At 62.6% G+C, this 23,102-nt stretch carries 16 protein-coding genes and 1 pseudogene; 10 read left to right on the top strand and 7 right to left on the bottom strand.

Annotated features, from left to right (window positions below):
- Positions 1-177: 177 nt before the first annotated feature.
- Positions 178-1,530 (top strand): IS1380 family transposase, encoded by a 1,353-nt coding sequence (locus tag PBT88_RS09365; protein WP_270078911.1) that lies wholly within the window; start codon positions 178-180, stop codon positions 1,528-1,530.
- Between the two features lie 1,355 nt (positions 1,531-2,885).
- On the opposite strand, the gene PBT88_RS09360 is transcribed toward PBT88_RS09365, so the two are convergent.
- From PBT88_RS09360 to PBT88_RS09345, 4 genes are read right to left on the bottom strand one after another with little or no spacing between them, the layout of a single operon-like run.
- Positions 2,886-4,007: an ABC transporter permease gene (locus tag PBT88_RS09360; protein ID WP_270078910.1), complete on the bottom strand. Its 1,122-nt coding sequence runs from the start codon at positions 4,005-4,007 to the stop codon at positions 2,886-2,888.
- A 4-nt stretch (positions 4,008-4,011) separates the two neighbouring features.
- Positions 4,012-6,783: a ribosome-associated ATPase/putative transporter RbbA gene (rbbA, locus tag PBT88_RS09355; protein WP_270078909.1), complete on the bottom strand. Its 2,772-nt coding sequence runs from the start codon at positions 6,781-6,783 to the stop codon at positions 4,012-4,014.
- On the bottom strand, positions 6,780-7,853 hold the full coding sequence (locus PBT88_RS09350; protein WP_407696532.1) for an HlyD family secretion protein: 1,074 nt from the start codon (positions 7,851-7,853) through the stop codon (positions 6,780-6,782). Before PBT88_RS09350 ends, rbbA begins: the two co-directional genes overlap by 4 nt.
- Positions 7,850-9,205 carry an efflux transporter outer membrane subunit gene (locus PBT88_RS09345; RefSeq protein WP_270079219.1) on the bottom strand — a complete coding sequence of 452 codons (1,356 nt, stop codon included), beginning with the start codon at positions 9,203-9,205 and terminating at the stop codon, positions 7,850-7,852. Before PBT88_RS09345 ends, PBT88_RS09350 begins: the two co-directional genes overlap by 4 nt.
- Before the next feature lie 805 nt (positions 9,206-10,010).
- Here PBT88_RS09345 and PBT88_RS09340 point away from each other — a divergent pair.
- From PBT88_RS09340 to PBT88_RS09330, 3 genes are all read left to right on the top strand, one after another.
- A complete protein-coding gene (locus PBT88_RS09340; RefSeq protein WP_270078907.1) occupies positions 10,011-11,993 on the top strand; it encodes an esterase/lipase family protein in 1,983 nt (660 codons plus the stop codon).
- Positions 11,990-12,973, top strand: coding sequence for an Lnb N-terminal periplasmic domain-containing protein (locus PBT88_RS09335; protein ID WP_270078906.1), 984 nt, complete (start codon positions 11,990-11,992; stop codon positions 12,971-12,973). Before PBT88_RS09340 ends, PBT88_RS09335 begins: the two co-directional genes overlap by 4 nt.
- 384 nt (positions 12,974-13,357) lie before the next feature.
- On the top strand, positions 13,358-14,653 hold the full coding sequence (locus PBT88_RS09330; protein WP_270078905.1) for a glycoside hydrolase family 130 protein: 1,296 nt from the start codon (positions 13,358-13,360) through the stop codon (positions 14,651-14,653).
- Between the two features lies 1 nt (position 14,654).
- On the opposite strand, the gene PBT88_RS09325 is transcribed toward PBT88_RS09330, so the two are convergent.
- Positions 14,655-14,783, bottom strand: a complete 129-nt coding sequence (locus PBT88_RS09325; protein ID WP_270078904.1) for a hypothetical protein — start codon at positions 14,781-14,783, stop codon at positions 14,655-14,657.
- A gap of 289 nt (positions 14,784-15,072) precedes the next feature.
- On the opposite strand from PBT88_RS09325, the gene PBT88_RS09320 reads away from it, so the two are divergent.
- The 5 genes from PBT88_RS09320 (at position 15,073) to PBT88_RS09300 (ending at position 20,564) form a co-directional block, all read left to right on the top strand.
- Complete coding sequence (locus tag PBT88_RS09320; RefSeq protein ID WP_270078903.1) at positions 15,073-15,732, top strand: NAD(P)H-dependent oxidoreductase; 660 nt, start codon at positions 15,073-15,075, stop codon at positions 15,730-15,732.
- An 83-nt stretch (positions 15,733-15,815) separates the two neighbouring features.
- Positions 15,816-16,487: an NAD(P)H-dependent oxidoreductase gene (locus PBT88_RS09315; RefSeq protein WP_270078902.1), complete on the top strand. Its 672-nt coding sequence runs from the start codon at positions 15,816-15,818 to the stop codon at positions 16,485-16,487.
- 96 nt (positions 16,488-16,583) lie between these two features.
- Positions 16,584-18,956 (top strand): phosphoketolase family protein, encoded by a 2,373-nt coding sequence (locus tag PBT88_RS09310; protein ID WP_270078901.1) that lies wholly within the window; start codon positions 16,584-16,586, stop codon positions 18,954-18,956.
- Between the two features lie 57 nt (positions 18,957-19,013).
- The gene (locus tag PBT88_RS09305; RefSeq protein WP_270078900.1) at positions 19,014-19,745 is read left to right on the top strand and encodes a YoaK family protein; all 732 of its coding nucleotides are present in this window, start codon (positions 19,014-19,016) and stop codon (positions 19,743-19,745) included.
- A gap of 66 nt (positions 19,746-19,811) precedes the next feature.
- Positions 19,812-20,564: a hypothetical protein gene (locus PBT88_RS09300; RefSeq protein WP_270078899.1), complete on the top strand. Its 753-nt coding sequence runs from the start codon at positions 19,812-19,814 to the stop codon at positions 20,562-20,564.
- 416 nt (positions 20,565-20,980) lie between these two features.
- On the opposite strand, the pseudogene PBT88_RS21285 reads toward PBT88_RS09300, so the two are convergent.
- Both PBT88_RS21285 and PBT88_RS09290 read right to left on the bottom strand, forming a co-directional pair.
- Positions 20,981-21,135 (bottom strand): annotated as a pseudogene (locus PBT88_RS21285) (transposase); the annotation flags it as partial.
- A gap of 264 nt (positions 21,136-21,399) precedes the next feature.
- Positions 21,400-22,293 carry a hypothetical protein gene (locus PBT88_RS09290; protein WP_270078897.1) on the bottom strand — a complete coding sequence of 298 codons (894 nt, stop codon included), beginning with the start codon at positions 22,291-22,293 and terminating at the stop codon, positions 21,400-21,402.
- 196 nt (positions 22,294-22,489) lie between these two features.
- On the opposite strand from PBT88_RS09290, the gene PBT88_RS09285 reads away from it, so the two are divergent.
- Positions 22,490-23,044 (top strand): DUF4142 domain-containing protein, encoded by a 555-nt coding sequence (locus PBT88_RS09285; RefSeq protein ID WP_270078896.1) that lies wholly within the window; start codon positions 22,490-22,492, stop codon positions 23,042-23,044.
- Positions 23,045-23,102 lie beyond the last annotated feature (58 nt).

Here is a 23,102-nt window from a genome sequence, read left to right as displayed (position 1 = left end):
TCGGCATGCTACGGGAATCCCCCAAAGGACTCCTCTGTCAGACTTTGTCCACTAGCCGTTCTTATTCGTCGAGATGGCGAGTTTGGGTTGGCGACCGTAGCGTAAGTATCTGATTTAGCTTAGAGAAGGGTTGCTTACACCAATCCTCTGGGCCGGACAGATAGAGCCACGATCGCCATGGCAGATGATAGCCTTCTCCCATTCTCGTTTCCAGCCGTTCATCGCCGGAAAATCACGGCGGCCTTCGATGGCGGGAGGCTGACTTCGGACGGCGGCGTGCTTCTGCTCGCCCAGGCAGAGCGCCAGCTGGGTATCGCCGCACAGCTTGCCCGCTGCATCGCTGATCCGCGTGATCAGGGCCGCATCACCCATAGCCTGGACGGGATATTGCGCGCCCGGATCCTGGCGATCGCCTGCGGCTATGAGGATGCCGATGACCTCGATACGCTGCGCCACGACCCGGGTTTTAAGCTCGCTCTCGGCAAGCTGCCGGATGGGCCGGTCGGTCTCGCCAGCCAGCCGACAATGTCGCGCTGGGAGAATGCGCCGACCACGCGCGAGATCTTCCGCCTGACAGGCACGTTGGTCGATATCTACTGTGCGAGCTATCCCACACCGCCGGCCGCCGTCACACTCGACATCGACGACACGGTCGACGTCGTTCACGGTATGCAGCAGCTTTCCTTTTGGAACGGCCACCATGGCGAGCGATGCTTTCTGCCGATCCACGTCTACGACACCGAAACTGGCCGGCCGGTTGCGATGCTGTTGCGCACCGGCAAGACGCCTTCTGGCACCGAAGTCGCCGGCCATATCCGGCGGCTCGTCCGGCGCATCCGGCGCCATTGGCCCGAGACCCACATCACTCTGCGGGGCGACGGCCACTATGGCCGCCCCGAGCCGATGGAGTGGTGCGAAAAGAATGGCGTCGACTATGTCTTCGGGCTCCCGGGCAATGCCGCGCTTCATGCGGATCCCATCATCGTGACGGAAGCCGACAGTTGCGCCACCGATCGCGCGGTCCGTGGCAGCAGCCAGCTGCGTCGATATGCGGAGACCAAATATGCGGCAAAAAGCTGGGGAAAGGACAAGCGCCGCGTCGCCGCTCGCATCGAGGCAAGCGCTCTCGGTCTCGATATTCGCTTTGTCGTCACCTCGCTGAGCAACGGCAGCGCTGAATATGTCTATGATACGCTGTACTGCGCGCGGGGCCAGGCCGAGAACCTGATCAAGCTTCACAAATCCCAGCTCAAGAGTGACCGCACCTCCTGCCGCGCGGCCAACGCCAATCAGGTGCGGCTGATCCTGCACACCGCAGCCTACTGGCTAATGTGGGCCGTTCGCGAAGCCATGCCGACCAAGAATCCCCTGCGCACCGCCGAATTCGCCACCATCCGTCTGCGCCTGCTCAAGGTCGCAGCAAGGGTCATCGAAACCGCCAGCCGGATCCGCATCGCCTTCGCCAGCGCATGTCCCGATGCCTTTCTCTTCCGCAGCATCTCGCTCACGCTGCGCGCGGCAGGTCCCTGATCAACGCGGCCGTGCCGCTCCGCCTGTCCCCTTCAACCCCGCAAGCCTCAAAGATCCGCGATGAAACAGGCGCAGTGAGATCCCGTGCCTGAACCCGATCGCTCAAACTCAACGCAGCAGCCCGGCGCCGCGAAGCTCACCTCGACGAATAAGAGCGGCTAGGTAAGCGGGCAAGCGCGAAAATCGCCGATCTGTAGTGGTGCTTCCAGTCCGGGCGCGTTAGCCTCGTCGCTGATGGTGCGTCCATTCTCGACATAGAGGTCGCATAACCCGATACAATCCGACGCGCGGTGGGGCGGCAATCGGCAAGAGCAACGGAAGCGATGCAATTTGCATGATGAACCACCGAGCATGCGACCGTGAGCACAGACAGTAGGTCCATTCTTTTCCATGCCCGCGCAATCATTAACATATGATGTTCGGGCCGAATACGATACTGGCTGGCAGTTCTCGTCGTGCGCGCTTCGATCGGAGGCTTTTTACGGCGGCGCAGACGTGAGTCCGAATTCACAGCCGATGATTTGTTAGGGCGGCGGGAAGAATGCGCGCTCTTCGTTGGGCGCCGATTGAATCAGAGGAGAGCAGCCGCAACAGATCGTCGGGTTCGACACCGGCCTCTGGAAGCGATCGAGCGAGACCATCTACTATCTCTCCAACGAGCGGCTTCGGTTCCGGGATGGCCCCTTCGAGGGTCAGCTCAGAAATGGAGAGTCGGCGAGAGCAAAGCGGCAAGGCCACCCCCTTTGCGAATGCCAATCCGCGTACCGATGGCAACTGGCGGTGGCGTGGCATGCACCATTCGGACGGGGCACGATCGAAGGGCGCGGCGAGGAGCGAAACCGAAAGAGAAATGTCCGGTGAAGGACAGCAAGCACCTCGCGTGCCTTTTCGTCATCGAGGCTGGTTTTCCTCGCGGCGATTTTGAGCACCTGATGATCGCTCGATGCGGTCAATGGGTCGCACGCTGCCATTAGCCGTCACCATGTGTTCACCGGAGGTATGCCAGCCTCAAATAGGTATGATCGCCTTCAAAAGGCCTCCCCAGCATCAGGCCGGCCGCAACCAGCAGTAAAAGGATTGCACCGCCAGCTTACGTCTTGCCGCGAATGCCTCGCGACCCGGCACGCCGTAAGCCGCCACCTCCACGGGGCCACCCAGCGAAAGCCCACGCGGGCCATGGTGCCAATGCCAGATGGATCAGGCCAGGCGACCCGGCTCACGCGCTGGCCCTCAACGGGCGGCAATATACAAACGGCCAAGCTTGGCCGCCCCCCCAAGGATGACATGATCGACCTGGATATCTGCGACCGCCGAAGAGGGCTGCTCGAATCCACTCCACGATCGTGCTGCCGACCTCACCCCATGCTCCCGATCGTCTTGCGGAAGCGGCCGAGTGCAATTGCGAAGAAGATCGCACCGATCACGATGATCGCGATGAATTGCGGCCACACGACATCGATTCCGGCGCCGCGATAGAGGATGCTCTGGGCGAGCTTCACGAAATGGGTGGTGGGTGCGATCAGCATGATCTGCTGGACGATCCAGGGCATGCTCTCGCGCGGAGTCATCCCGCCCGACAGCATCTGCAGCGGAAGCATGACCAGCATCAGCAGCAGCCCGAACTGCGGCATGGACCGCGCGATGGTGCCCATGAAGATGCCCATCGATGTAGTCGCGAACAGGTGCAGGCCGGCGCCGAGCAGAAACAGAGCGACCGAACCCTCGATCGGCACCTTGAGCAAGCCCTCGACGATGACGACGGTGGCAAAGGCGCAGGCCGCGAGCACGACCGCCCCCATCGCCCAGACCTTGCTGGCCATGATCTCGAAAGGGGTGACCGGCATCACCAGCAGATGTTCGATCGTGCCATGCTCGCGCTCGCGGATCAGTGCCGCGCCGGTCAGGACGATCGAGAGCATGGTGACGTTGTTGATCACCTCCATCACCGCGCCGAACCAGGACTGGGCCAGCGTCGGATTGAAGCGGACACGGAAGGCGAGGTCGGCCGGCGGCGGCGGCGTGCCGCGGTGATGCTGCATGAACTCCGACACCTCTCCGTTCAATATCTGCTGGATATAGCCGCTGCCGGTGAAGGCCTGGCTCATCCGCGTCGCGTCGACGTTGAGCTGGATGGTGGGCTGGCGGCCGGCAAGCAGGTCGCGCTGGAAATCGGGCGGGATGTCGAGCGCGAAGGTATCCTTGCCCGCGTCCATGCGCGGATCGATCTCGCTTTGCGGTACAAGCGCCGGAACACCGAAGTGCGGCAGGTAGAAGGCGCTGGTTATACGCTGCGAAAGCGGTGATTGGTCCTCATCGACGATCGCGATGGGTGCCTTGTTCAGGGTCTCCGGCATGGCGGTCGCCGCGACATAGATGCCAAGCGAAAAGGCGTAGGCGATCAGGACCAGCATCATCGGATCGCGCCACAAGCTGCGCAGTTCCTTGATGCCGAGGCGCCAGACGTTGGCGGCATGCATCGGCTCAGCCCTCCTGCTTCTTGAGGAGCAGGACGCAGGCTCCCAACACCACCGGATAGGCGAGCGCCAGCGGGATCAGCGATCCCTGCAGATCGCCAATGCCAAGTCCCTTCGAGAACACGCCCCGGCAAATGATCATGAAGTAGGTGGCGGGGAAGACATGGCCGATCAGGGCGCCGGCACCTTCGAGCGAGGAGATCGGGTTGGTCAAACCCGAAAACTGTACCGCCGGCAGGATGGTGCCGATCGCGGTGGCGAAGATCGCGGCGATCTGGCTGCGCATGAAGATCGAGAAGAGCAGACCGATCGCCGTCGATGACAGGACGTACAGCAACGCACCGGCGGTCAGCGCGAGGAGGCTGCCTGTCATCGGTACCTTGAACACGAACAAGGTCAGCACGACCAGCATGACGAAGTTGAGCATGGCGAGCGCCACATAAGGCAGCTGCTTGCCCAGAAGGAATTCGACGCGCGTGATCGGCGTTACGTAGAAATTGACGATAGAGCCCAGTTCCTTTTCCCGCACCACGCTCAACGCGGTCAGCATCGCGGGGAGCAGGAGTAGCAGGATGGGGATCACCGCGGGCGCGATCGCTACCAGGCTTTCGACATCCGGGTTGTAGCGGTACCGCGTCTCGATGTTGACCAACCCCGACGCAGCGGCGGCGCGGCTGCCAAGTTCGGACACCGCCATGTCGCCGAGCCACTCGGCATGGAGCGCCTGGACATAGCCCTGCACGGTTTCCGCGCGCTGCGGCATGGCGCCGTCGATCCACATCGCGACGGACACGCCGTCCCCGCGCCGCAAGTCGCGCGCGAAGCCCGGCGGGATCTCGACGGCCACGCTCAGTTCGCCGTCGCGCATGCGCCGGTCGAGATCGGCATAGTCCGTGATGGGTGGCCGCTCGATGAAATAGCGCGAGCCGGCGAGGTTCAGCGTGTAGTTCTGGCTGGTCGTTGTGCCGTCGCGGTCGAGGACCGCGAACGGCAGGTTCTCGACGTCCATGCTGATGCCATAGCCCATCACGAGCATGAGCAGCACGCTGCCGAGCAACGCCATCGTCGCACGGATCGGGTCGCGCCGTAGTTCGAGCGTTTCCCGCCGCACATAGCTGAACATGCGCCGCACGCTGAAGCCGCGCGACGATGCCGCGGCGCTCCTGGCAGGGGCCTCCGTCCCGGGCTGCGCGGCAGCCTGGGACGACGCCGTCCCCTCCCCCGTCGCTTCTTCCAGATAGGCGATGAAGGCCTGCTCGAGCGTGTCGGCCTTGCGCGTTGCCATGATTGCGCGCGGCGTGTCGCTCACCAGCACCTTGCCGGCGTTCATCAGCGAGATGCGATCGCAGCGCTCGGCTTCGTTCATGAAGTGGGTCGAGATGAAGATGGTGACATGATCGTTGCGCGACAGGTCGATCATCATTTGCCAGAAATTGTCGCGCGCGATCGGATCGACTCCCGAGGTCGGCTCGTCGAGGATCAGCATCTCGGGCTTGTGGATGGTCGCCACCGCGAGGCTGAGGCGCTGACGCTGGCCGAGCGGCAGGCCGTCGGGCAATGCGTCCATGATCTGCCTGAGGTCGAAGCGGCCGGCGACGTCCTCGATCCGGCCGGGGATCTCGCCCGTCGGCACATGGAAGAGTTGGGCATGGAGTTCGAGGTTCTGCCGAACCGTGAGTTCCGAATAGAGCGAGAAGGCCTGGCTCATATAGCCGACGCGCCGGCGCGTTTCGATGTTGCGCGGATCGACCTTCTTGCCGAACAGCCACGCCTCGCCCTCGCTCGCCGGCAGCAGGCCGGTCAGCATCTTCATCGTCGTCGACTTGCCGCAGCCGTTCGAGCCGAGGAAGCCGAAGATCTCACCGCGCTCGATGCGGAAATCGACATGATCGACGGCGGTGAAGTCGCCGAAGCGCATGGTGAGGCCCTTGGCCTCGATGGCGACCGTACCGTCTGGCGCACGGGGCTCGACGACCACCGCCTGATGCCCCGCCCGCCGTTCCGCAGGCAGCAAGGCGATGAAGGCTTCCTCCAGCGTGGTCGTGCCGGTCCGCGTGTAGAAGTCAGCCGCAGTGCCGGTGTCGAGGATGCGGCCTGCATCCATCGCCATCAGCCAGTCGAAGCGTGCCGCCTCTTCCATATAGGCGGTCGCCACAAGCACGCTCATGCCAGGCCTTCCTGCCCGGATGCGGTCGATCAGGTCCCAGAACTGCGCCCGCGAAAGCGGATCGACGCCGGTGGTCGGTTCGTCGAGCAGCAGCAGGTCGGGATCGTGGATCAGCGCGCAGCACAGGCCGAGCTTCTGCTTCATGCCCCCCGACAGCTTGCCGGCCGGACGATCGCGAAAGGCGGTGAGGCCCGTACTTTCGAGCAGGTCGGTGATACGTCGTTCGCGTTCCGCCCCGTCCTGACCGAACAGGCGTCCGAAGAAGTCGAGATTCTCGAACACCGACAATGTCGGATAGAGGTTCCTGCCGAGTCCCTGCGGCATATAGGCGATGCGCGGACAGACCGCTTCACGGTGGCGACGGTCGGCCATGTCGCCGCCCAGCACCTCGACGTTTCCCTGCTGAACTGCGCGCGCGCCGGCGATCAGCGAGAACAGGCTCGACTTGCCGACGCCGTCAGGGCCAATCAGTCCGGTCATCCGCCCGAAAGGCAGTTCGAGCGAGACGCCGTTAAGCGCGAGCGTAGCGCCATAATGGAGGCTGACGTCGGTCAGCCGGGCCGCCGGCTTCGCTTCGTCCCCCTTTTTTTCGGCGATGGCCGGCTCGCTCATCGGCCGACATTCACCGCCAGCTTCGCCGGCCACTCGACCTTCGGATCGACCTTGACATAGGCCATGCCCGGCAAGCCGGTCTTGACCTGTTTGATATGCTCCCTGAGCAGCTCGGGCGCGATCCGCGCCTTGACCCGGAACATCAGCTTCTGGCGCTCGCTCGCGGTTTCCACCGTCTTGGGCGTGAACTGCGCCACGTCTGCCACGAACGATGCCTTTGCCGGGATCACATAGCCGGGCGCTGCATCCAGCGTGATCCGGATCTCGCTGCCGAGGCCGACCCGTCCGGCCACCGTCTCCGGCAGGAAGAAGGTCATGTAGACGTCCGACAGATCGACGAGGTTGAGCACCTTGCCACCCCCGGCCATCACCTCGCCGGGCTGCGCGACGCGGTACTGGATCCGGCCATCACGCGGAGCCTTGAGAGCACTGTCGACGATGTCGGCATTCAGTCGACGGATGGTCGCGGCGACCGCTTCGACATTGGATCTCGCGCCGATCACCTGGCTGCGGGCGGTGGCGATCGCCGCATCGCTCGCCGCGACCTGGGCGCGAGCGGCCTCGACGGCGGCGCGCGCGCTTTCGACGCTCGCCTCGTCATCGTCCCGTTCCTGCACCGCTGTGGCCCCTTCGCGGGCCAAGGTCGTGGACCGTGCCAGGCGCTTTCCCGCCGAATTGAATTCGGCCAGACGTTGCTGGACGACCGCCACGGCTGCGGCACGCTCGCTTTGCTGCTGGGCGACCTGGCTCTGTCCGGTCAGGATCGCGTTTCGTGCCTGGGCAAGCTGGGCCTCCGCCTCGGCGCGCTGGGCTTCGAGTACCTGCGTGTCCATGTGGGCGACGATCTGACCCGCCTTCACGGTATCGCCCTCATCCACCAGGATGTCAGTGATGCGGCCCGGCGTCTTGGCCGCTATGTCGATCTCGGTCGCCTCGATCCGGCCGTTGCCGGCGACGATGCCGGGGCCAAGTCCTTTCGGCCGCAGTAGCCACCATCCGCCGAGCGCCATCGCTGCGATGAGGATGAGGATGCCGCCACGCAGCAGCCATTGTTTCGCCTTGTCCGTCATCCTGCCTGTCCGCCCTGGGCCTGCTGTGTCGCATCTTCCGGAAACCCGCCGCCGACCGCGGCGTAGAGGCTGACGCCGCTCGCATAGTAAGCGCGGCGGAGCTGGACCAACGCCTGCTCGGTATCGAACCGGTCGCGCTCGGCCTCGAGCACCTCGAGATAGGCGGAACGGCCGCTGGTGTAGCGAAGCTGCGCGAGCCGCAGCCGCTCGTCGAGGGCGTCGACCGTCTGGCGTGTCGTCGCGATCTGGCCGGCCAGCCATTTGCGCTGCGCCAGCGCATCGGCGACATCGCGGAACGCAGCCTGGATGGTCCGCTCGTAATTGGCGACGGCGATGTTGCGCCGTGCCTTGGCGAGATCGAGATTGGCCTTGTTGCGGCCGCCGTTGAAGATCGGCAGCGTCACCATCGGCGAAAAACCCCAGCTTCGCTGGCCGTGGGCGAACAGGTCGGTCAGATGCGCGCTAGCGGTGCCGAAATCGCCGGTGAGCGTGATGTTCGGGAAGAAGTCGGCGCGCGCCGCGCCGACGTCCGCATGCGCCGCGATCAGCTGATGCTCCGCTTCGAGGATGTCGGGACGGTTGAGCAGTAGCTCGGAAGGCAGTCCCGCCGGGAGCGCACGGTCTGCGTTGGTGCCCGCGAGGTTCAGCGATCGCTGGCCGGGGTCGTATGGCGCGCCGACCAGCAGCGTAAGCGCGTTGCGGTTCTCGTCGCGCGCCTGATGGAGCGCCTGGAGCGTCGTCTGCGCCTGGGTCAGCAGCGTCTCGGCCTGCGTCATGTCGAGCTTCGAGCCCGACCCGACCTCGTACCGGCGGTTGGCGATGCGGAAGCTTTCGCGTCGGCTGTCGATCGTGCGCTCGGCGAGCGTGATGCGCTCGTCATATTCATGTTCCTGGAGCCATGCCGAGACGAGTTGCGCGATGAGGCTCGTCGAGACGCCGCGGCGCGCCTCCTCGGTGGCGAGGAAGTTCTGAAGCGCGGACGCACGCATGTTGCGCAGCCGGCCCCACAAATCGACTTCCCAGCCGACACTCAGCACCGACTGGTACTGGCTGGCCGTGACCGGCTGGCCGATCAGGGAGAGATCCGCCGGCGTATGGCTGCGCGTCAGGCCCGCCACGCCGTCGAGCGTCGGATAGAGTTGCGATCCCTCGATCCGATATTGCGCCCGCGCTTCCTCGACCCGTCCTATGGCGATCCGCAGATCGCGGTTGTTTGCGAGCGATGTCTCGATCAGTCGCTGGAGATCGGGATCGGTGAAGAAGTCCCGCCATCCGATACGCGCGATCGAGACGCCGGCGCGGGTATCGCTCGAGAATGCCGGAGCCACGGGAGGTGACGGGCGCCGGTACACAGGGGCGAAGGAACAGGCGCCGAGCAGCAACGCACTGATTGCGGCGATACTATTTCGCCGCAAACCTGCCTGTCGGCGCGCATCACCATGCCTGATCTTCGGCTGCCTCAACGGTCCATATCCTCCTAACGCCGGGCGATCCCGATGACGGGGTTGCATCCGCCGACGCGCTTCTCGTCTCGAAACACCCGCAATGGCGCCTGAAAGCGATGCTCGCCGGCTCTATGCGGGGTCCCTCTCGAGCGCGAACTCCGTAACTCTACGGATGTGGTAACGCCATTGTGCTTCGTTATAGTCCGACTACCACTGCGTCGAATATCTGACATCCGGTGCGTGGCGCCGGTTTTGCGAGCCAACGAACCCCAAGCTCTGGCCGCAGATCCGCAGGCAGCCACGGAATGAAATGTCAACGGCGGCCATCATTCGTGTCGAGTAGATAGTCCCGAACCTTCCAGCCCACCACCGGCCTATGGAAACATTATCGGCGGCTTCGGGTCGTCCATCCGGGCATCGATCCTCGATGCGTCGAGGACACGGGCTCCAGATTGCGGGGTCGTTGTCGCCGTGCTGAGCGCCCTGTCGCCACTCGCGCTTGTCGCGCCTACTGAGCCCGCTTTCTCGAAACCTGTTCCGATTCCAATTTTGTGAAGTCGTAGCGACGGAGAAGCGGGGAAGGCAGACGCATCGCATTGGCCCTACGTTTTTGCGATGGGCGGCGCGAGCGGACCGACCTGCCGATTTGCAGCCGAGTGATCCGATCGCCAGAGGCTCCTGAACGTTTCATTCGCTGTAGAGGATGTTCCCCGTGTCTCTCCTGCCTCATCATTGTGAATCTTCGGTCTCTCGCGACAATCCTGGGACGGGCCGAAAATGGTGGAAGGACGTCATTTCTCTTGCCGCCGCAGCATTCCTCTCGGCCTGCTCTCCGGTCTCGGTTCACGAATTGAGCCTCACTGCGGCGTACCGACAGCGCAATGTGAGCGCCCTCTCGGGCGCCCAGATGAGCAACACAACCCACATCGTCTTGCAACGGCAAAACCTGCTTCGGGGCTGGAAGGAGAAACCCGAAACGGCGCTCTCGTCGCTTCGCTCGGCGATACAGACTGGCGCCATTGCGCAAGAGCCAGACGGCCTATTTGCTCTCGCCGAACTGAGCTGGCTGCGCGCCCGGAAGACGCGTGATCCCGCGCAGTTCATGGCCGCTGCACTCTATGCCTATGCCTATCTCGCTCCCGATGCGCCCGTCTCCGAACGCCCCGACGCTTATGATCCCCATTTCCGGCAGGCGTGCGATCTCTACATGCTGGCGCTCACGGAAGCGCTCGGCTCTCCAGCCAATGTGCAGTCCCAGCACTGGACGCTCCCTTACGCCACGTTGGATCTTGTCGCAAACCCGGCGGACCGCAGTTGGCACGGCCAGATCTTGAGCGACTTTCGCCCCACCGCCCGGATGGCCGTCAAGGGCGTCAGCAACGTCTACAATCACCCAGGACTCGGTGAACCACTCGCTGCCGTGCCTCTCATGAATCGCGGCGATAACAGCGCAATTCAGATTTCCGATCACGAACGGATACCGGTCAGCCTGTTTATTGAAATCCCGCACGCTCGAGAACAGGTTTTATCGGATCATGTGAGCGGGCGCCTCTCGCTCGCTACCGACGAAGACCCCGCGCTGCACGCCGCGAACCGGCCACATTTCCCGCCACAACTCGACTCCACCACTGCGGCCGCCATAAGTCTCAGCGAATCGGTAGATTGGGCCGCCGAATATCGCGGATTTTTCAACGGACAGGTCCTCGGTCAGCATCACGGTCTGGCCCTCACCGCTCTTGAACCCCATCAGCAAGGGCGAATGCCGGTAGTCATGGTACACGGCACCGCCTCTGGTCCGGCCCGCTGGGCCGACATGGTCAATGATCTTCTGGCTGATCCCTACATACGGCAGCATTATGAATTCTGGCTTTTCTCTTACGGCACCGGAAACCCGATACCCTATTCTGCCCTGCAGCTGCGACGATCGATCGCAGCCGCCGTCAAGGCACTGGGCGGTCCCCAGGCCGATCCTGCTCTGGGAAGGGTTACGCTGATCGGCCACAGTCAGGGTGGATTGCTGTCGAAAATGCTCGTCATCAACGCGCAGGACCGCTTATGGAATGGGCTCATGCCAAGGCCGATCGATAGCCTCAACCTCACACCCGCCACGCGAGACGTCCTGCAAGACGAACTGTTCCCGACACCCATGCCTGAAGTCCGTAACGTCGTTTTCATCTCTACGCCGCAGCATGGAAGTTATCTCGCCACTCTGTCGGTTTCACGCCTATTGGGCCGCCTCATCAGATTTCCGCTCACCGTTAGGGAAACCATGCAGCAAGTTGCCTCCAATGTTGGCGCAACGAAGCCCGACAAAAGCAGTTGGCGTATGGGCAGCCTCTACGGAATGTCGCCCGCGAGCCCTTTTATCCAGTCACTGTCTGCTATCCCGGTCGCGCCGGACGTCCAGGCTCATTCGATCATTCCCGTGTTAAAGGATGGTCCGCTCGACCACGCAAGCGATGGGGTCGTCAAATATGAAAGCGCACATATACCAGGCGTCGACTCCGAACTTGTCGTCCGGCACTCGGCCCATTCGACTCAGTCCAATCCGGTCACAATCGCAGAGGTGCGCCGACTACTTGTTGAACAGGCCCAGGATTTGGCTGGTGATGCCCTACCTTCATTCGACATGGCCAAGCGCAATATCATACGCATGGGTGGCGAGTATGTGCCAACGTCGATGAGGGCCAAATGAAAGGGCTGCGGCACCGCCTCATCCTGTGGGGCGGCGGCATGAATGCGCTGTTTGCGGCGGCCGCCTTCTACTATTCCACCATCCTCCCGTCCTGGCTGCGACTCGCGTTTGCCCTGGGTTTTCCCCTGTTTCTGCTCGTTGCGCTACGCCTACGCAACCAATACTGGCGTGGCGTTTCGGCCACGCTGCTGGTTGTTGGGTTCTGGGGATGGTACCTCAACGATCCACCTCGGAACGATCGTGACTGGCAAGTGGAATATTCCATTCCAGCCGATGCGGTGCTTGACGGAAACATAGCCCATTTGCAGCATGTGCGCGACTTCGCTTGGCACGATGAATCCACGTTTACGCCGCACTGGTACGATGCGAACTATGATATCGACACCCTGTCGGGTGTGGACATGGTCACTTCCTACTGGGCGGGCGAAAGCATCGCTCATGTATTCCTCAGCTTCGCATTCCTCGACGGAAGACATCTGGCTATCTCGATTGAGACTCGCCGGCAAAAACGATTCCCCTATTCCGTTATTGCCGGCTTCTTCCATCACTACGAGACGTTCTACGTGACCGCCGACGAGCGCGATCTGATCGGCGTACGTACGGATTTTCGCAGGGAGCGCGTCTATCTCTATCACCTCAAGCTGACGCCCGGAGAAGGCCGCCGGCTGTTCCTCAATTATCTGCACACGATCCACCGGCTCAACACGGTGCCGGCGTGGTACAACACGCTCACAGACAATTGTACAACCGGCATTCTGTCCGAGGCGCAGGCGGGATTTCGTTACCGTCTGGACTGGCGTATCCTACTGAGTGGCTATACCGCCTCGCTTGCGTGGAAAATGGGCTTTCTGGACCAACGCTACAGTTTTCCGGTGCTTCGGCGCCTCAGCCAAGTTCGTCGTCCCGTCGGTGCGACGCCCGGCTTCAATTACTCCCGGGAAATCCGTCAATCTCTACCAGCTGCAACGTCCGGGAGATAGAAGATGAACGTATCGCCCGCCCGTTCCGCTATCGTGGCCTCGGCACGATGGCGGTGATCGACCGCTCTCGCGTGGGCCGATTTCGCTGGACGCGTCTGACTGGCCTGTTCGCGTGGCTGACCTGATCGCCGGTCCACCTCATGCTGCTCGTCGACTTCCGCAGCCAATTGGCCGCGTACCTAAACTGGACCTCGGGCTCGTTCACCTATGGCGCGTAGTGAAGCTCCGTACGCAAGACGCCTGAAAGAGCTGGAAGGTGGCCATCATGCGCCCGGGCGGCACCGAACCGATGAGAGCGACCGCGACAAGATATCTCCCGGCGGCTAGGTTGGCGAAGCCCTCGGGGCAACTAATGATCCGGCGCAGCCGAGAATGGATAGCATGATGAGTGACGAAAGCCTGCTTTGCCATTCCGAGCTTCACCTACGACCCAACCCGTCCCGCACCGTTATCCGGCCCTTCGATGTCGATTATCCGCAGGCCTTCAGGAACGATGCGCATCCCCGCATGCAGCAGATCGTGGAACGCGTTCTGTCGCTCGACAGCGCGCGGTTGCTGAAGGAGAAAGAGGTGATCATCGCCTCGCTCGCCGAGCGTCACCGTGACATCGAGAAAATCCTCCTTCGTCGCTCCGACGATATCCGCGAACGCGTGCCCGAAGCGCAAGGCATGAGCCGGGAGGCCGCGCTCGTTGTCGGCGCCTATTTCAGCGAGGAATATTCCTACGAAGCTGCCGCGCTGTTCAACCCCAGCATGGTGTTGCGGGCGGACCAGAAAGGCGCCCCGCCAGGCGGCGTGCGTTTCCTGCTGTCGCTGCGCGGCATTGGCGAAGGCCATATCTCCTCGGTGACCTTTCGCACCGGCACCTGGAGTCCGACTGACGGTTTCGCCATCGATGAAGCCAGCAATCAGGCGATATCGCCGCGGATCGACAGCTCGGCGGCAGACGCTGCGAACGAGATGACGCGGATCATCTGCGAAGGAAGCGAAGACGTCTCGGAGAGCGTGCTGTTCCCGGTCACGGCCAGCCAGCGACGCGGCATCGAGGACCTGCGACTGGTTCGTTTCACCGAAGAGGATGGACGTACCGAATTTCTCGGCACCTATACTGCCTTCGACGGTGCCGACGCTCGCTCCGAGGTGCTGCGGGCGACAGGCTTCAGAACGTTCGAAATGCATGTGCTGAAAGGATCAGCCGCCGCGGCGAAGGGCATGGCGCTGTTCCCGCGAAAGATAGACGGCCGGTTCATGATGCTCGGCCGCCAGGACAATGAGAGCATCTGGCTGCTGGCCTCCGATGGGCTCTATTGCTGGGATGGCGGCGGCAGGATCGTCAGCCCGCGTTTCCCGTGGGAGTTCGTGCAGATGGGTAATTGTGGTTCACCCATCGAGATCGACGAGGGCTGGCTCGTCCTCACCCATGGTGTCGGCATGGCGCGCAATTATTGCATGGGCGCCTGCCTGCTCGACAAGGCGGATCCCTCGAAACTGCTCGCCCGTACGAAGGAACCCATCCTGCGGCCAAGTCCGAACGAGCGCGACGGCTATGTCCCGAATGTCGTCTACAGCTGTGGATCGATCGTTCATGAGCGGACCCTACTGCTGCCCTATGGGGTTGCGGACAATTTCGCCGCCTTCGCCAGCGCTTCTGTAGATGACCTGCTCAAAACCATGGAGTAGGTTAGCTCGATCCACATGGCGGGACACCGTCCGAGGAGGGGGCAGAATGACGGCACGGAACGCCATCGGTCACGGCGACGCCGGCTTTGGCGATTAGTAAGGAAGCCATGCCCTCCTTGTCTTCGACCAAGGCCTTCAGCAGATGCTCGGCCGCTATGGGGTTAATAGTTGAGCCGGGTCGCGGCGGTCTGCGGCGACTGCAGGAAGCCCTTTTGCGCGGTCGCTGAACAGTTCGATAGTCGTCTCGCGGCCATGATCGCCCGTCGGGGTTTCACCTACTTTGCAGCCGGCTAGAATAGCTGCCGCGCTTGGACGTGACCACTGCCAGAGCCGTGACTGATCCGCCTCTGTCACCTCCGTAGATTCCCCTAAGGCGGATCGCTCGCCGGGAGGCTAGGAGACTCGAAAAGGAGCCTTCGATGTCAAAGCAGCCGGCCTTCTATAGTCCGAGGCATGTGGTGGTGCTCGCCCACCCCGGTCGCGACAGCTTCAACAGTCTGGTTGCCGACACCTATTGCGCGGCAGTGCGCTCCTGCGGCCAGGAAGCGATCGTGCGCGATCTCTACGCCATGGGGTTCGATCCCGTCCTGAAGGATCATGAACGGCCGGGAACGCAGGGCTTCGCGCTGTCGAAGGATGTCGAAGCCGAGCATGAGGCGATCAGGGGTAGCAACGTCTTCGTGATGGTCTATCCGATCTGGTTCGGCATGCCGCCTGCCATGATGAAGGGCTATGTCGACCGCGTGCTGGGCGCTGGCGTCACGCCGCAGGACGTGCAGCATCGCACGGCGCTGACCCTGATGAAGGGCCAGCGTCTGGTTAGTATCACCTCGTCCGGCGCCAGCAAGATGTGGCTCAACGAGCAGGACCAGATGGAATCACTACGAAACGTGCTTGGCCGCTATCTCAAGCATGCCTTCGCGATCAAAACCTATGAGGATCTTCACTTCGGTGAGACGGTCGAGGGGCTCGAGCAGGAGTATGTCGACCAGTATCTACGCGATGTCCATGAACGCGCCCGCAGCATCTGCGCGGAAGTCGCAGCCGATCAGACGACTGAGCATAATGCCGCCAGCTGAGGGATCCTCGCCGCCGCTCGCATGCGCGACTAGCGTCCGGCGCCCACGAATTCGCGCTTTCGAGTCCTGGAGAGGAGGAACCGATGTCTGAACAGCCCCACGCCCGCCCCCGCCATGTGGTGGTGCTGGCGCATCCCGATCCGAAGAGCTTCAACGCCAGCGTAGTAAAGAGCTATTGCGATACCGTGAGCGAATGTGGGCAGGACGTGGTCGTCCGGGATCTCTACGCGATGGGTTTCGACCCGGTGCTCAAGGATGAGGAACGTCCGCGCGTGAGCGGCATCGTCCTCTCAGCAGATGTCCAAGCCGAGATCGACACGATCCGGGGCGCCGACATCTACACCCTGGTGTACCCGATCTGGTTCGCCATGCCGCCGGCGATCATGAAGGGCTATATCGATCGCGTGCTGGGCGCCGGCGTCACGGCGCGGGAAATCCAGGACCGGACCAGCGAAGGTGTGCTCCACGGACGCCACATGCTGAACATCTCATCGTCGGGTACGCGAGAAGCGTGGCTCGACGAGCAAGGTCAGGTGGAATCGCTGCGCAGCCTGACGAGCCATTATCTTCTCAATGCCTTCGGCATGAAGTCCAGTGAGCATCTTCACCTCGGAGGCGTCGTCGAAGGATTTTCCAAGCGGTTCGTCGATCAGGCTCTCTATGAAGTGTATGAGCGCGCGCGGAAGGTGTGCGCTATGCTCGCAGCGGAACGGCATGCCGCATCGGCACCGCTGTCCGTCGCCAACGGCAGCTGACAGGCGAGACCACCGGCGATCTCCAGCGTCGGCTGACGCCTGACGACCTTGCATCCGCGATATAGCGCCATCTAAGACAATCCTGACGGGAACCCTATGACCCAAGACGCAGATACCCTCCCCGCCCCGCTCGATGCCGAAGAATTGAAGCTGATGGACGCCTGGTGGCGGGCTGCGAACTATCTCAACATCGGTCAGATCTATCTCCTGGCAAATCCGCTCGTGCGCGAGCCGCTGACGATCGAACACGTCAAGCCGAGGCTGCTTGGCCATTGGGGCACATCGCCCGGGCTAAACCTGATCTATGTCCACATGAACCGGCTGATCCGGAAATATGATCTCGATACGATCTACATGGCAGGGCCCGGCCATGGCGGGCCCGCGCTGATCGCCAATGTCTGGCTGGAGGGCAGCTATACCGACTTCTATCCCGCGATCACGCGGGACGAGCCGGGAATGCTGCGCCTGTTTCGTCAGTTCTCTACGCCCGGCGGGGTGCCGAGCCACGTCAGCGTGCCGACACCCGGCTCGATCCATGAGGGCGGCGAACTGGGGTATGTGCTGCTGCACGCCTTCGGGGCGGTAATGGACAATCCCGAATTGTTGGTGACGGCGGTAGTCGGCGACGGCGAATCCGAGACCGGACCGCTCGCGGGAAGCTGGAAGAGCATCGATTTCCTCAACCCGACACGCGACGGCGCGGTGCTGCCGATTCTGCATCTCAACGGCTACAAGATCTCGGGACCGACGGTCTGGGCGCGGCATAGCGATGCCGACCTGACCAAGTTTTTCGAAGGCCAGGGCTATGCGCCTATCTTCGTCGAGGGGGATGATCCCATGGTCCTCCATCAACAATTCGCCGGAGTGCTGGAGACGGCGGTCCTCAAGATCCGGGAGATCCAGAAGGAAGCTCGTGCGAATGGCCTTAAGGACCGCCCGGTCTGGCCGCTGATCGTATTGCGCACGCCGAAAGGCTGGACAGGCCCCAAGATCGTGGACGGCGTGCAGATCGAAGGGACGTTCCGGGCCCATCAGGTGCCGGTCTCGGAAGTCAGGACCAACCCGGAGCATCTGCATATCCTCGAAGACTGGCTGCACAGCTATCGTCCAGAGGAACTGTTCGATGCCGACGGGCGGCTCCAGCCCGAGATCGCGGCGCTGGCGCCCGAAGGCGATCGGCGGATGGGCTCCAACCCGCAGGCCAATGGCGGCTTGCTGACGAAGGCTCTCAAGCTTCCCGATTATTCCGACTATCAGGTCCGCTTCGAGCAGCGCGCGGCCGAGCGCCTGGGCTCCACCGCCGTGCTCGGCCAATATCTGCGTGACCTCTACCGCGACAATCCCGACAATTTCCGCCTCTTCTGCCCGGACGAGACGAATTCCAACCGGCTGGGCGCCGTCTTCGACGTCTCGGATCGTTGCCTCGTGAGCGAGATCGAACCGAATGACGACCATATCTCCCACGATGGCCGCGTCATGGAGGTGTTGAGCGAGCATTGCTGCCACGGCTGGCTCGAAGGCTATACGCTCACCGGCCGCCACGGCCTGTTCGCAACCTATGAAGCGTTCGCCCTGATCATCGACTCGATGGCCATGCAGCATGCGAAGTGGATCGAGCATGCCCGCCGCGTGCCGTGGCGAGCCGACGTGCCTTCGCTCAATTACCTGCTCACCTCGACCTGCTGGCGCAACGACCATAATGGCTTCAGCCATCAGGGCCCTGGCTTCATCGACACGATCATCCACCGCAAGCCGGTGGTCGCCCGCGTCTACCTGCCGCCCGATGCCAACTGCCTGCTCTCGGTCGCCGACCATTGCTTCCGAAGCCGCAATTATCTGAACCTGATCGTGATCGACAAACAGCCGCAGCTGCAATGGCTGACGATGGAAGAGGCCGAAGCCCACTGCGCACGTGGTGCGGGCGTGTGGGACATTTACAGCAACCAGCCTGAGGCGCCGGACATCGTACTTGCCTGCGCCGGCGACGTGCCGACACAGGAAACGATCGCGGCCGCCTGGATCCTGAGACAGCACGCCCCCGAGATCAAGGTGCGCGTCGTCAATGTCGTCGATCTCATGCGGCTGTGCCCGGCCGATCGGCACCCGCACGGAATGAGCGACGCGGATTTCACCGAGATCTTCACGGCCAACGCACCCGTGGTGTTCGCCTTTCACGGTTACCCCGGCGTCATCCATGACCTTCTGCACGGCCGGTCGGCGCATGATCGCTTCCATGTCCGCGGCTATATGGAGGAAGGCACCACCACCACGCCATTCGACATGGTGGTGCTCAACGGGATGAGCCGCCTGCATCTCTGCCTGGAGGTGCTGCGCTATGTGCCGGGTGCCCTCACCGCCAATGGCGCGCTGGTGACGCACTGCAATGACCTGCTCGCGGAGCATGAGACCTATATTCGAGAGTATTTTGACGATCTGCCGGAGATCAGGGACTGGGTCTGGTCGGACTGAGGCCGACGAGCACGAGCCGGGCGTTTCGCACGCGCGCCGTCTGCGCTAGCAAGCGAAATGCTCATCCGACAGGGAAATGCCCGCGACGACAGAATCGACAGGCGTCTGGCGAGCGTGCTCGCAGCCGTCGCGGGTGGCCTCAACGCCGCTGCCTTTCACGCTGTCGGGTTCTTCTCCGCCAACATGACGGGAAATGTCTCGACGTTGTCGAGCCTGATCGCGCTCGGCCAATGGATGCATGGCCTCGGCTATGTCACAATCGTGCTAACATTCGTCCTGGGGGCGACGATCTCGACGCTCGCCGTCGATGCCGGATTGCGGCGTGCGATAACCACCATTTATGCGCGGGTGGTCGTTGCGGAAGGCTTGCTGCTGATTGTGCTGGGAGTTGCCGAGATGGGACTCGATCAGGAGCGCGGCGTGCCGCTGCTGATCCTTGCCCTCAGCTTCCTGATGGGTCTCCAGAATGCCATCGTCACCCATATTTCCGATGCCCGCATCCGGACGACGCACGTCTCGGGAATGGCGACCGACATCGGCATCGAAATAGCGAAGCTGGTCGGCTTGAGAGCGAGCGTGTCAGAGGACGGTGAGCGGCGAGCGACCGCGACAAAATTACGGTTGCACGTCCAGACAATTGCCTGCTTCCTGGGGGGCGGCGTCGCAGGTGTCCTGCTCTATCGCGCGTTGGACAGTGGCATGCTGCTGGTGGCGTCCCTGCCCCTTTTCATGGTCGCCATCCCGCCGTTGCTTGCGCCGTCCATGCAGCCGCTTCGGCCGAAACATTGACGAGGAAAACGTCCGCGGTTCCGGTTATGCGACCAAGAAGCGTGACAAGAGTGGATCCGCGCGTACTTGGGTGCGCTTCCGCCGGTCAGGACCCAACTACGTATCCTTCCCGATATCGCGCCGACGGATGGCAGCATAGCGGGAGCCAGGCCCGCAGAGTTGCGCTTGCGCCATCCGGAGAATCCTCCCGTGAAATTGAAGTTTGCTGTCGCTCCGATCGTCCTCCTCGGAATGTCTTTGTCCTCAGCCCTCGGGGCCGCAACTGCGCCTGTGGCGATTGCTTCCTCCGCAGGCAGTGTACCGGACGGATTTTCGTTGGCCGCCGATGGCACCACGCTGGTCCACGTCGCGAGCGGCTTCCGCTTTCCGGCCCGGCTTGCCGGCTTCACGCGGCTGAAGGAGCAGGCATTCGATCCGAGCGGCCATTATGTGGCGATCGGCTATGACCGGCCCCTTGGCGGAAGCGCCGATCATGTCGTGGTCAGGATCGCGCTGGTCCACATCAGGGACATGTCGGCGCATGATCACTATACGATCATGAAGTCGGCTGCGATGGCGCACTTTTCCGCACCGGCGGTCCTTTCGGAAGGGCCCGTGCCGTTTCCAGCCGATCCTCAGCTGAGTGCCTGGCGTGGTATCTTCACCGGCACGAGGAATGGCCAGCCATGGCGTTTCAGCCTGACGACGGTAGACTATGGCTACTGGAGCGGCCGCCTGACCGCCGCCTATCCGCAATCCCGAGCCGCCGAAGCCGAACAGGATCTCGCAGCCCTGATCCCGGTCTTCCGGTGGCAACGGCCCGTGAAGCCGAAGCGTTGATATCGAGCCTCGCCGGCATCGGGCGAAGCGCCGATCAGGGCAGCTAACGCGTGGCGTCTCCGCGAGGCGCTGCGGGCGCGAGGCATTTCGACTGAGTCCGACGCCTTTCAGGCAGCCACGCCGCATCGATCCGGCATAGACTGCTGCCTGCGCCCGCTTCCGCTGCTTGTCCGCGCCGGTCACGATTTTGAGAAGTCCGACGGAACGATGGGGTCGTCTGCCGCACCGGCAGCCTCAGCGGCGATCTCCGAAGACTGGCTGCCGCTCTTGGCCGGCACGTCGACGTCGGAACTCAATGCCCGCGCGACGTTGTTCGGCTGGTGCTGGGCTGTGGCGGGTTTGGCAGGCAGATAAGGCTTATCGTGAGATAGCGTACAAGCATTCTCCAGAATGATTGCGCGGGTTTGGAAAGAAATCAAGTTTTCGCGCCCGCGCAGCCATGCGCGGCGCATACCACCGCGGTCGAGGACGTGGGCAAAACTGCGTTCGACCATCTCGCCGCGCTTTCGCATGGCCTTGCGCCCGGCACTGGATTTCAGGGGGCACGATTGGCGTAGACCGCTTCATCGCCATCGTCGCACACCCTGCAGCCACGTGCCATGAGCACCTGAGCCGGACATGTGTCCCAGCCGATCCGCCAGAACTCTACCACAGCTGTCGGTAGCGCGCTGGAGCGGGCGACGTGGATCAGGTATCACTCGTGAATGTTTTCGCGCCCGCGCAGCCATGCGCCTGCGCACGAAGGTTATCGCGAAGGCAAAGCCGCCTATCCCAATGAAGAAGAACACCACCTTCATCGCATCACCCGCGGTAGCGTTTGTTCAGCGGTCGTTGATTAGCGTCGGAGCTGTCGGAAATCACCGAAGAAGCCGATGAGCCCGAAATCGGGCGTTGCCTTGCTCGTTCCTTCCACCATTTGCCGATAATAGCGCCGCGGCGAGAAGCCGAAATCAGCCTCCGCCTTCATCGGCCGGATGACGAGCTTGGCCTCGGGCATCAACAGATGGGCAAACTTTACCGCCCCGCCTTCGATCGTGATGAAGGGCGCGCCAGTCCCGCTTTTGCCTGATCCGATCCGCGTCGTCATGCCCACAGGTGTTACGCGGACGGCGCTCAGCTTTCCGTCGAGCGCCGGCGGTGGGAAGGTCGCGCCGACAGACACCGCCATTACGTTGCCCTTGACCGTCATCACGCCCGGCTTGCCCGGCTGTGCCATGCGCTCGAGCGTCATGCCCAGCGCATTTGAAAACGAGCTCGGGATGAAACCGGCCGTCTTGAGGTGCTCAACACGCATCCCCATATCGCCGTCCGGCGTGACAAACGGATAGGCATCGGCTGCGAACCCAAGCTTGAGGCCCAGGGCCCTGATCTTGCCGTGCATGTGGATGACGCCGCTGCCGAAGGACATCGCCAAATCGCTGAGCGGGCTTTCGGCGCGAGGCAGGATGTACCGGTTCATCAGGATCGCCATCGTCTTTGCCGATATCGTCACGTCGCCTGACTTGATCCTGATGGTGTAGGATCCGACGTCATTGAGATCGACAATTCCGTTCGGCCTCGAGGGAATGAGCGTCCCGTCGAGGTCGGTCACGGCGACCGATGCGTCGTCGAAATTGTAAAGCTGGACCTTGTGCATAACGATCCGGCTCGCGGGCGCTGCGACCACAGGCGAGGTGACAGCGGTTACAGCAATCGAAGCAGCGACAACCGTCGGGGACAGTTTGTTCAAGATAGGCTCCTGAAATCCCTGAAGGGGTGTGTAGGAGAACAAGCCGGAAACCCGCTGGTTCCAACCAAAATGCCTTCCAGGATTTGATCTACCATCGCTCCTGCTGGGAACCGGATAGTTTTTAGCTTGTTATGCCGTAGCTTCGGTGAGGTCGTCAGTCGATCACTCCGCCCTCACCTGCACTCAGGAGAACATCATGAACAAATATCTGTGCGCGGCAGCCCTCTTTCTCGGCACTGCGGGCATCGCCGCGCAAGCGGGAGCCCAGACGGCTACGATGGACGTCAGCCCGATCCCGTCACAGAGTGGTCCAAATTTCGTGAACGCAGCGTCCGACGTCGATGTCTACCAGATGAAGGCAGCCCAGTTGGCCGTCTACAAAGCCCAGCGGGACGATGTGAAGGCCTATGCCAAGGGCGTGTTCGACGCCGCCGACACCCGGCACAAGGCATTGCTCGCGTCACTGCACAACGACCAGCGCACGATCAAAACGCCGACGACCATGCCGTCCGCCGACCGCGCCGCCATGCTCAAGCTGCTGAGCAAGTCGCCGCGGGGCAGCTTCGACAACCTTTATCTGCAGCAGTCGGTCAAGATCGCCAAGGCGGGCTGGTCGGTATCGAAGGGCTATGCTCTCGACGGAACCGACGACAGCCTCAAGCAGGTGGCGACGACGGCTGCGCCCTCGTTCGAACAGGAAGTGACACAAGCAACGTCGCTGCTGCCGGCCGCACTGGTCGGCGCGCAATAACCGATCCGTGGGCCGGACCGGCATCCGGCCCACCATTTCACCTCGACGATCGAGCTTG

Source organism: Sphingomonas abietis, from assembly GCF_027625475.1.
In the GTDB taxonomy this organism is placed as follows: domain Bacteria; phylum Pseudomonadota; class Alphaproteobacteria; order Sphingomonadales; family Sphingomonadaceae; genus Solisphingomonas; species Solisphingomonas abietis.
The sequence above is the reverse complement of the archived record's forward strand: the minus strand, read 5'-3'. Positions and strand labels throughout refer to the sequence as shown.

Excerpts from the sequence above, each read along its gene's own strand:
- PBT88_RS09360 (WP_270078910.1), bottom strand. The coding sequence starts at position 4,007 with ATGCATGCCGCCAACGTCTGGCGCCTCGGCATCAAGGAACTGCGCAGC.
- PBT88_RS09305 (WP_270078900.1), top strand. The coding sequence starts at position 19,014 with ATGCTCATCCGACAGGGAAATGCCCGCGACGACAGAATCGACAGGCGT.
- rbbA (WP_270078909.1), bottom strand. The coding sequence starts at position 6,783 with ATGAGCGAGCCGGCCATCGCCGAAAAAAAGGGGGACGAAGCGAAGCCG.
- PBT88_RS09315 (WP_270078902.1), top strand. The coding sequence starts at position 15,816 with ATGTCTGAACAGCCCCACGCCCGCCCCCGCCATGTGGTGGTGCTGGCG.
- PBT88_RS09335 (WP_270078906.1), top strand. The coding sequence starts at position 11,990 with ATGAAAGGGCTGCGGCACCGCCTCATCCTGTGGGGCGGCGGCATGAAT.
- PBT88_RS09285 (WP_270078896.1), top strand. The coding sequence starts at position 22,490 with ATGAACAAATATCTGTGCGCGGCAGCCCTCTTTCTCGGCACTGCGGGC.
- PBT88_RS09330 (WP_270078905.1), top strand. The coding sequence starts at position 13,358 with ATGAGTGACGAAAGCCTGCTTTGCCATTCCGAGCTTCACCTACGACCC.
- PBT88_RS09365 (WP_270078911.1), top strand. The coding sequence starts at position 178 with ATGGCAGATGATAGCCTTCTCCCATTCTCGTTTCCAGCCGTTCATCGC.
- PBT88_RS09350 (WP_407696532.1), bottom strand. The coding sequence starts at position 7,853 with ATGACGGACAAGGCGAAACAATGGCTGCTGCGTGGCGGCATCCTCATC.
- PBT88_RS09320 (WP_270078903.1), top strand. The coding sequence starts at position 15,073 with ATGTCAAAGCAGCCGGCCTTCTATAGTCCGAGGCATGTGGTGGTGCTC.
- PBT88_RS09310 (WP_270078901.1), top strand. The coding sequence starts at position 16,584 with ATGACCCAAGACGCAGATACCCTCCCCGCCCCGCTCGATGCCGAAGAA.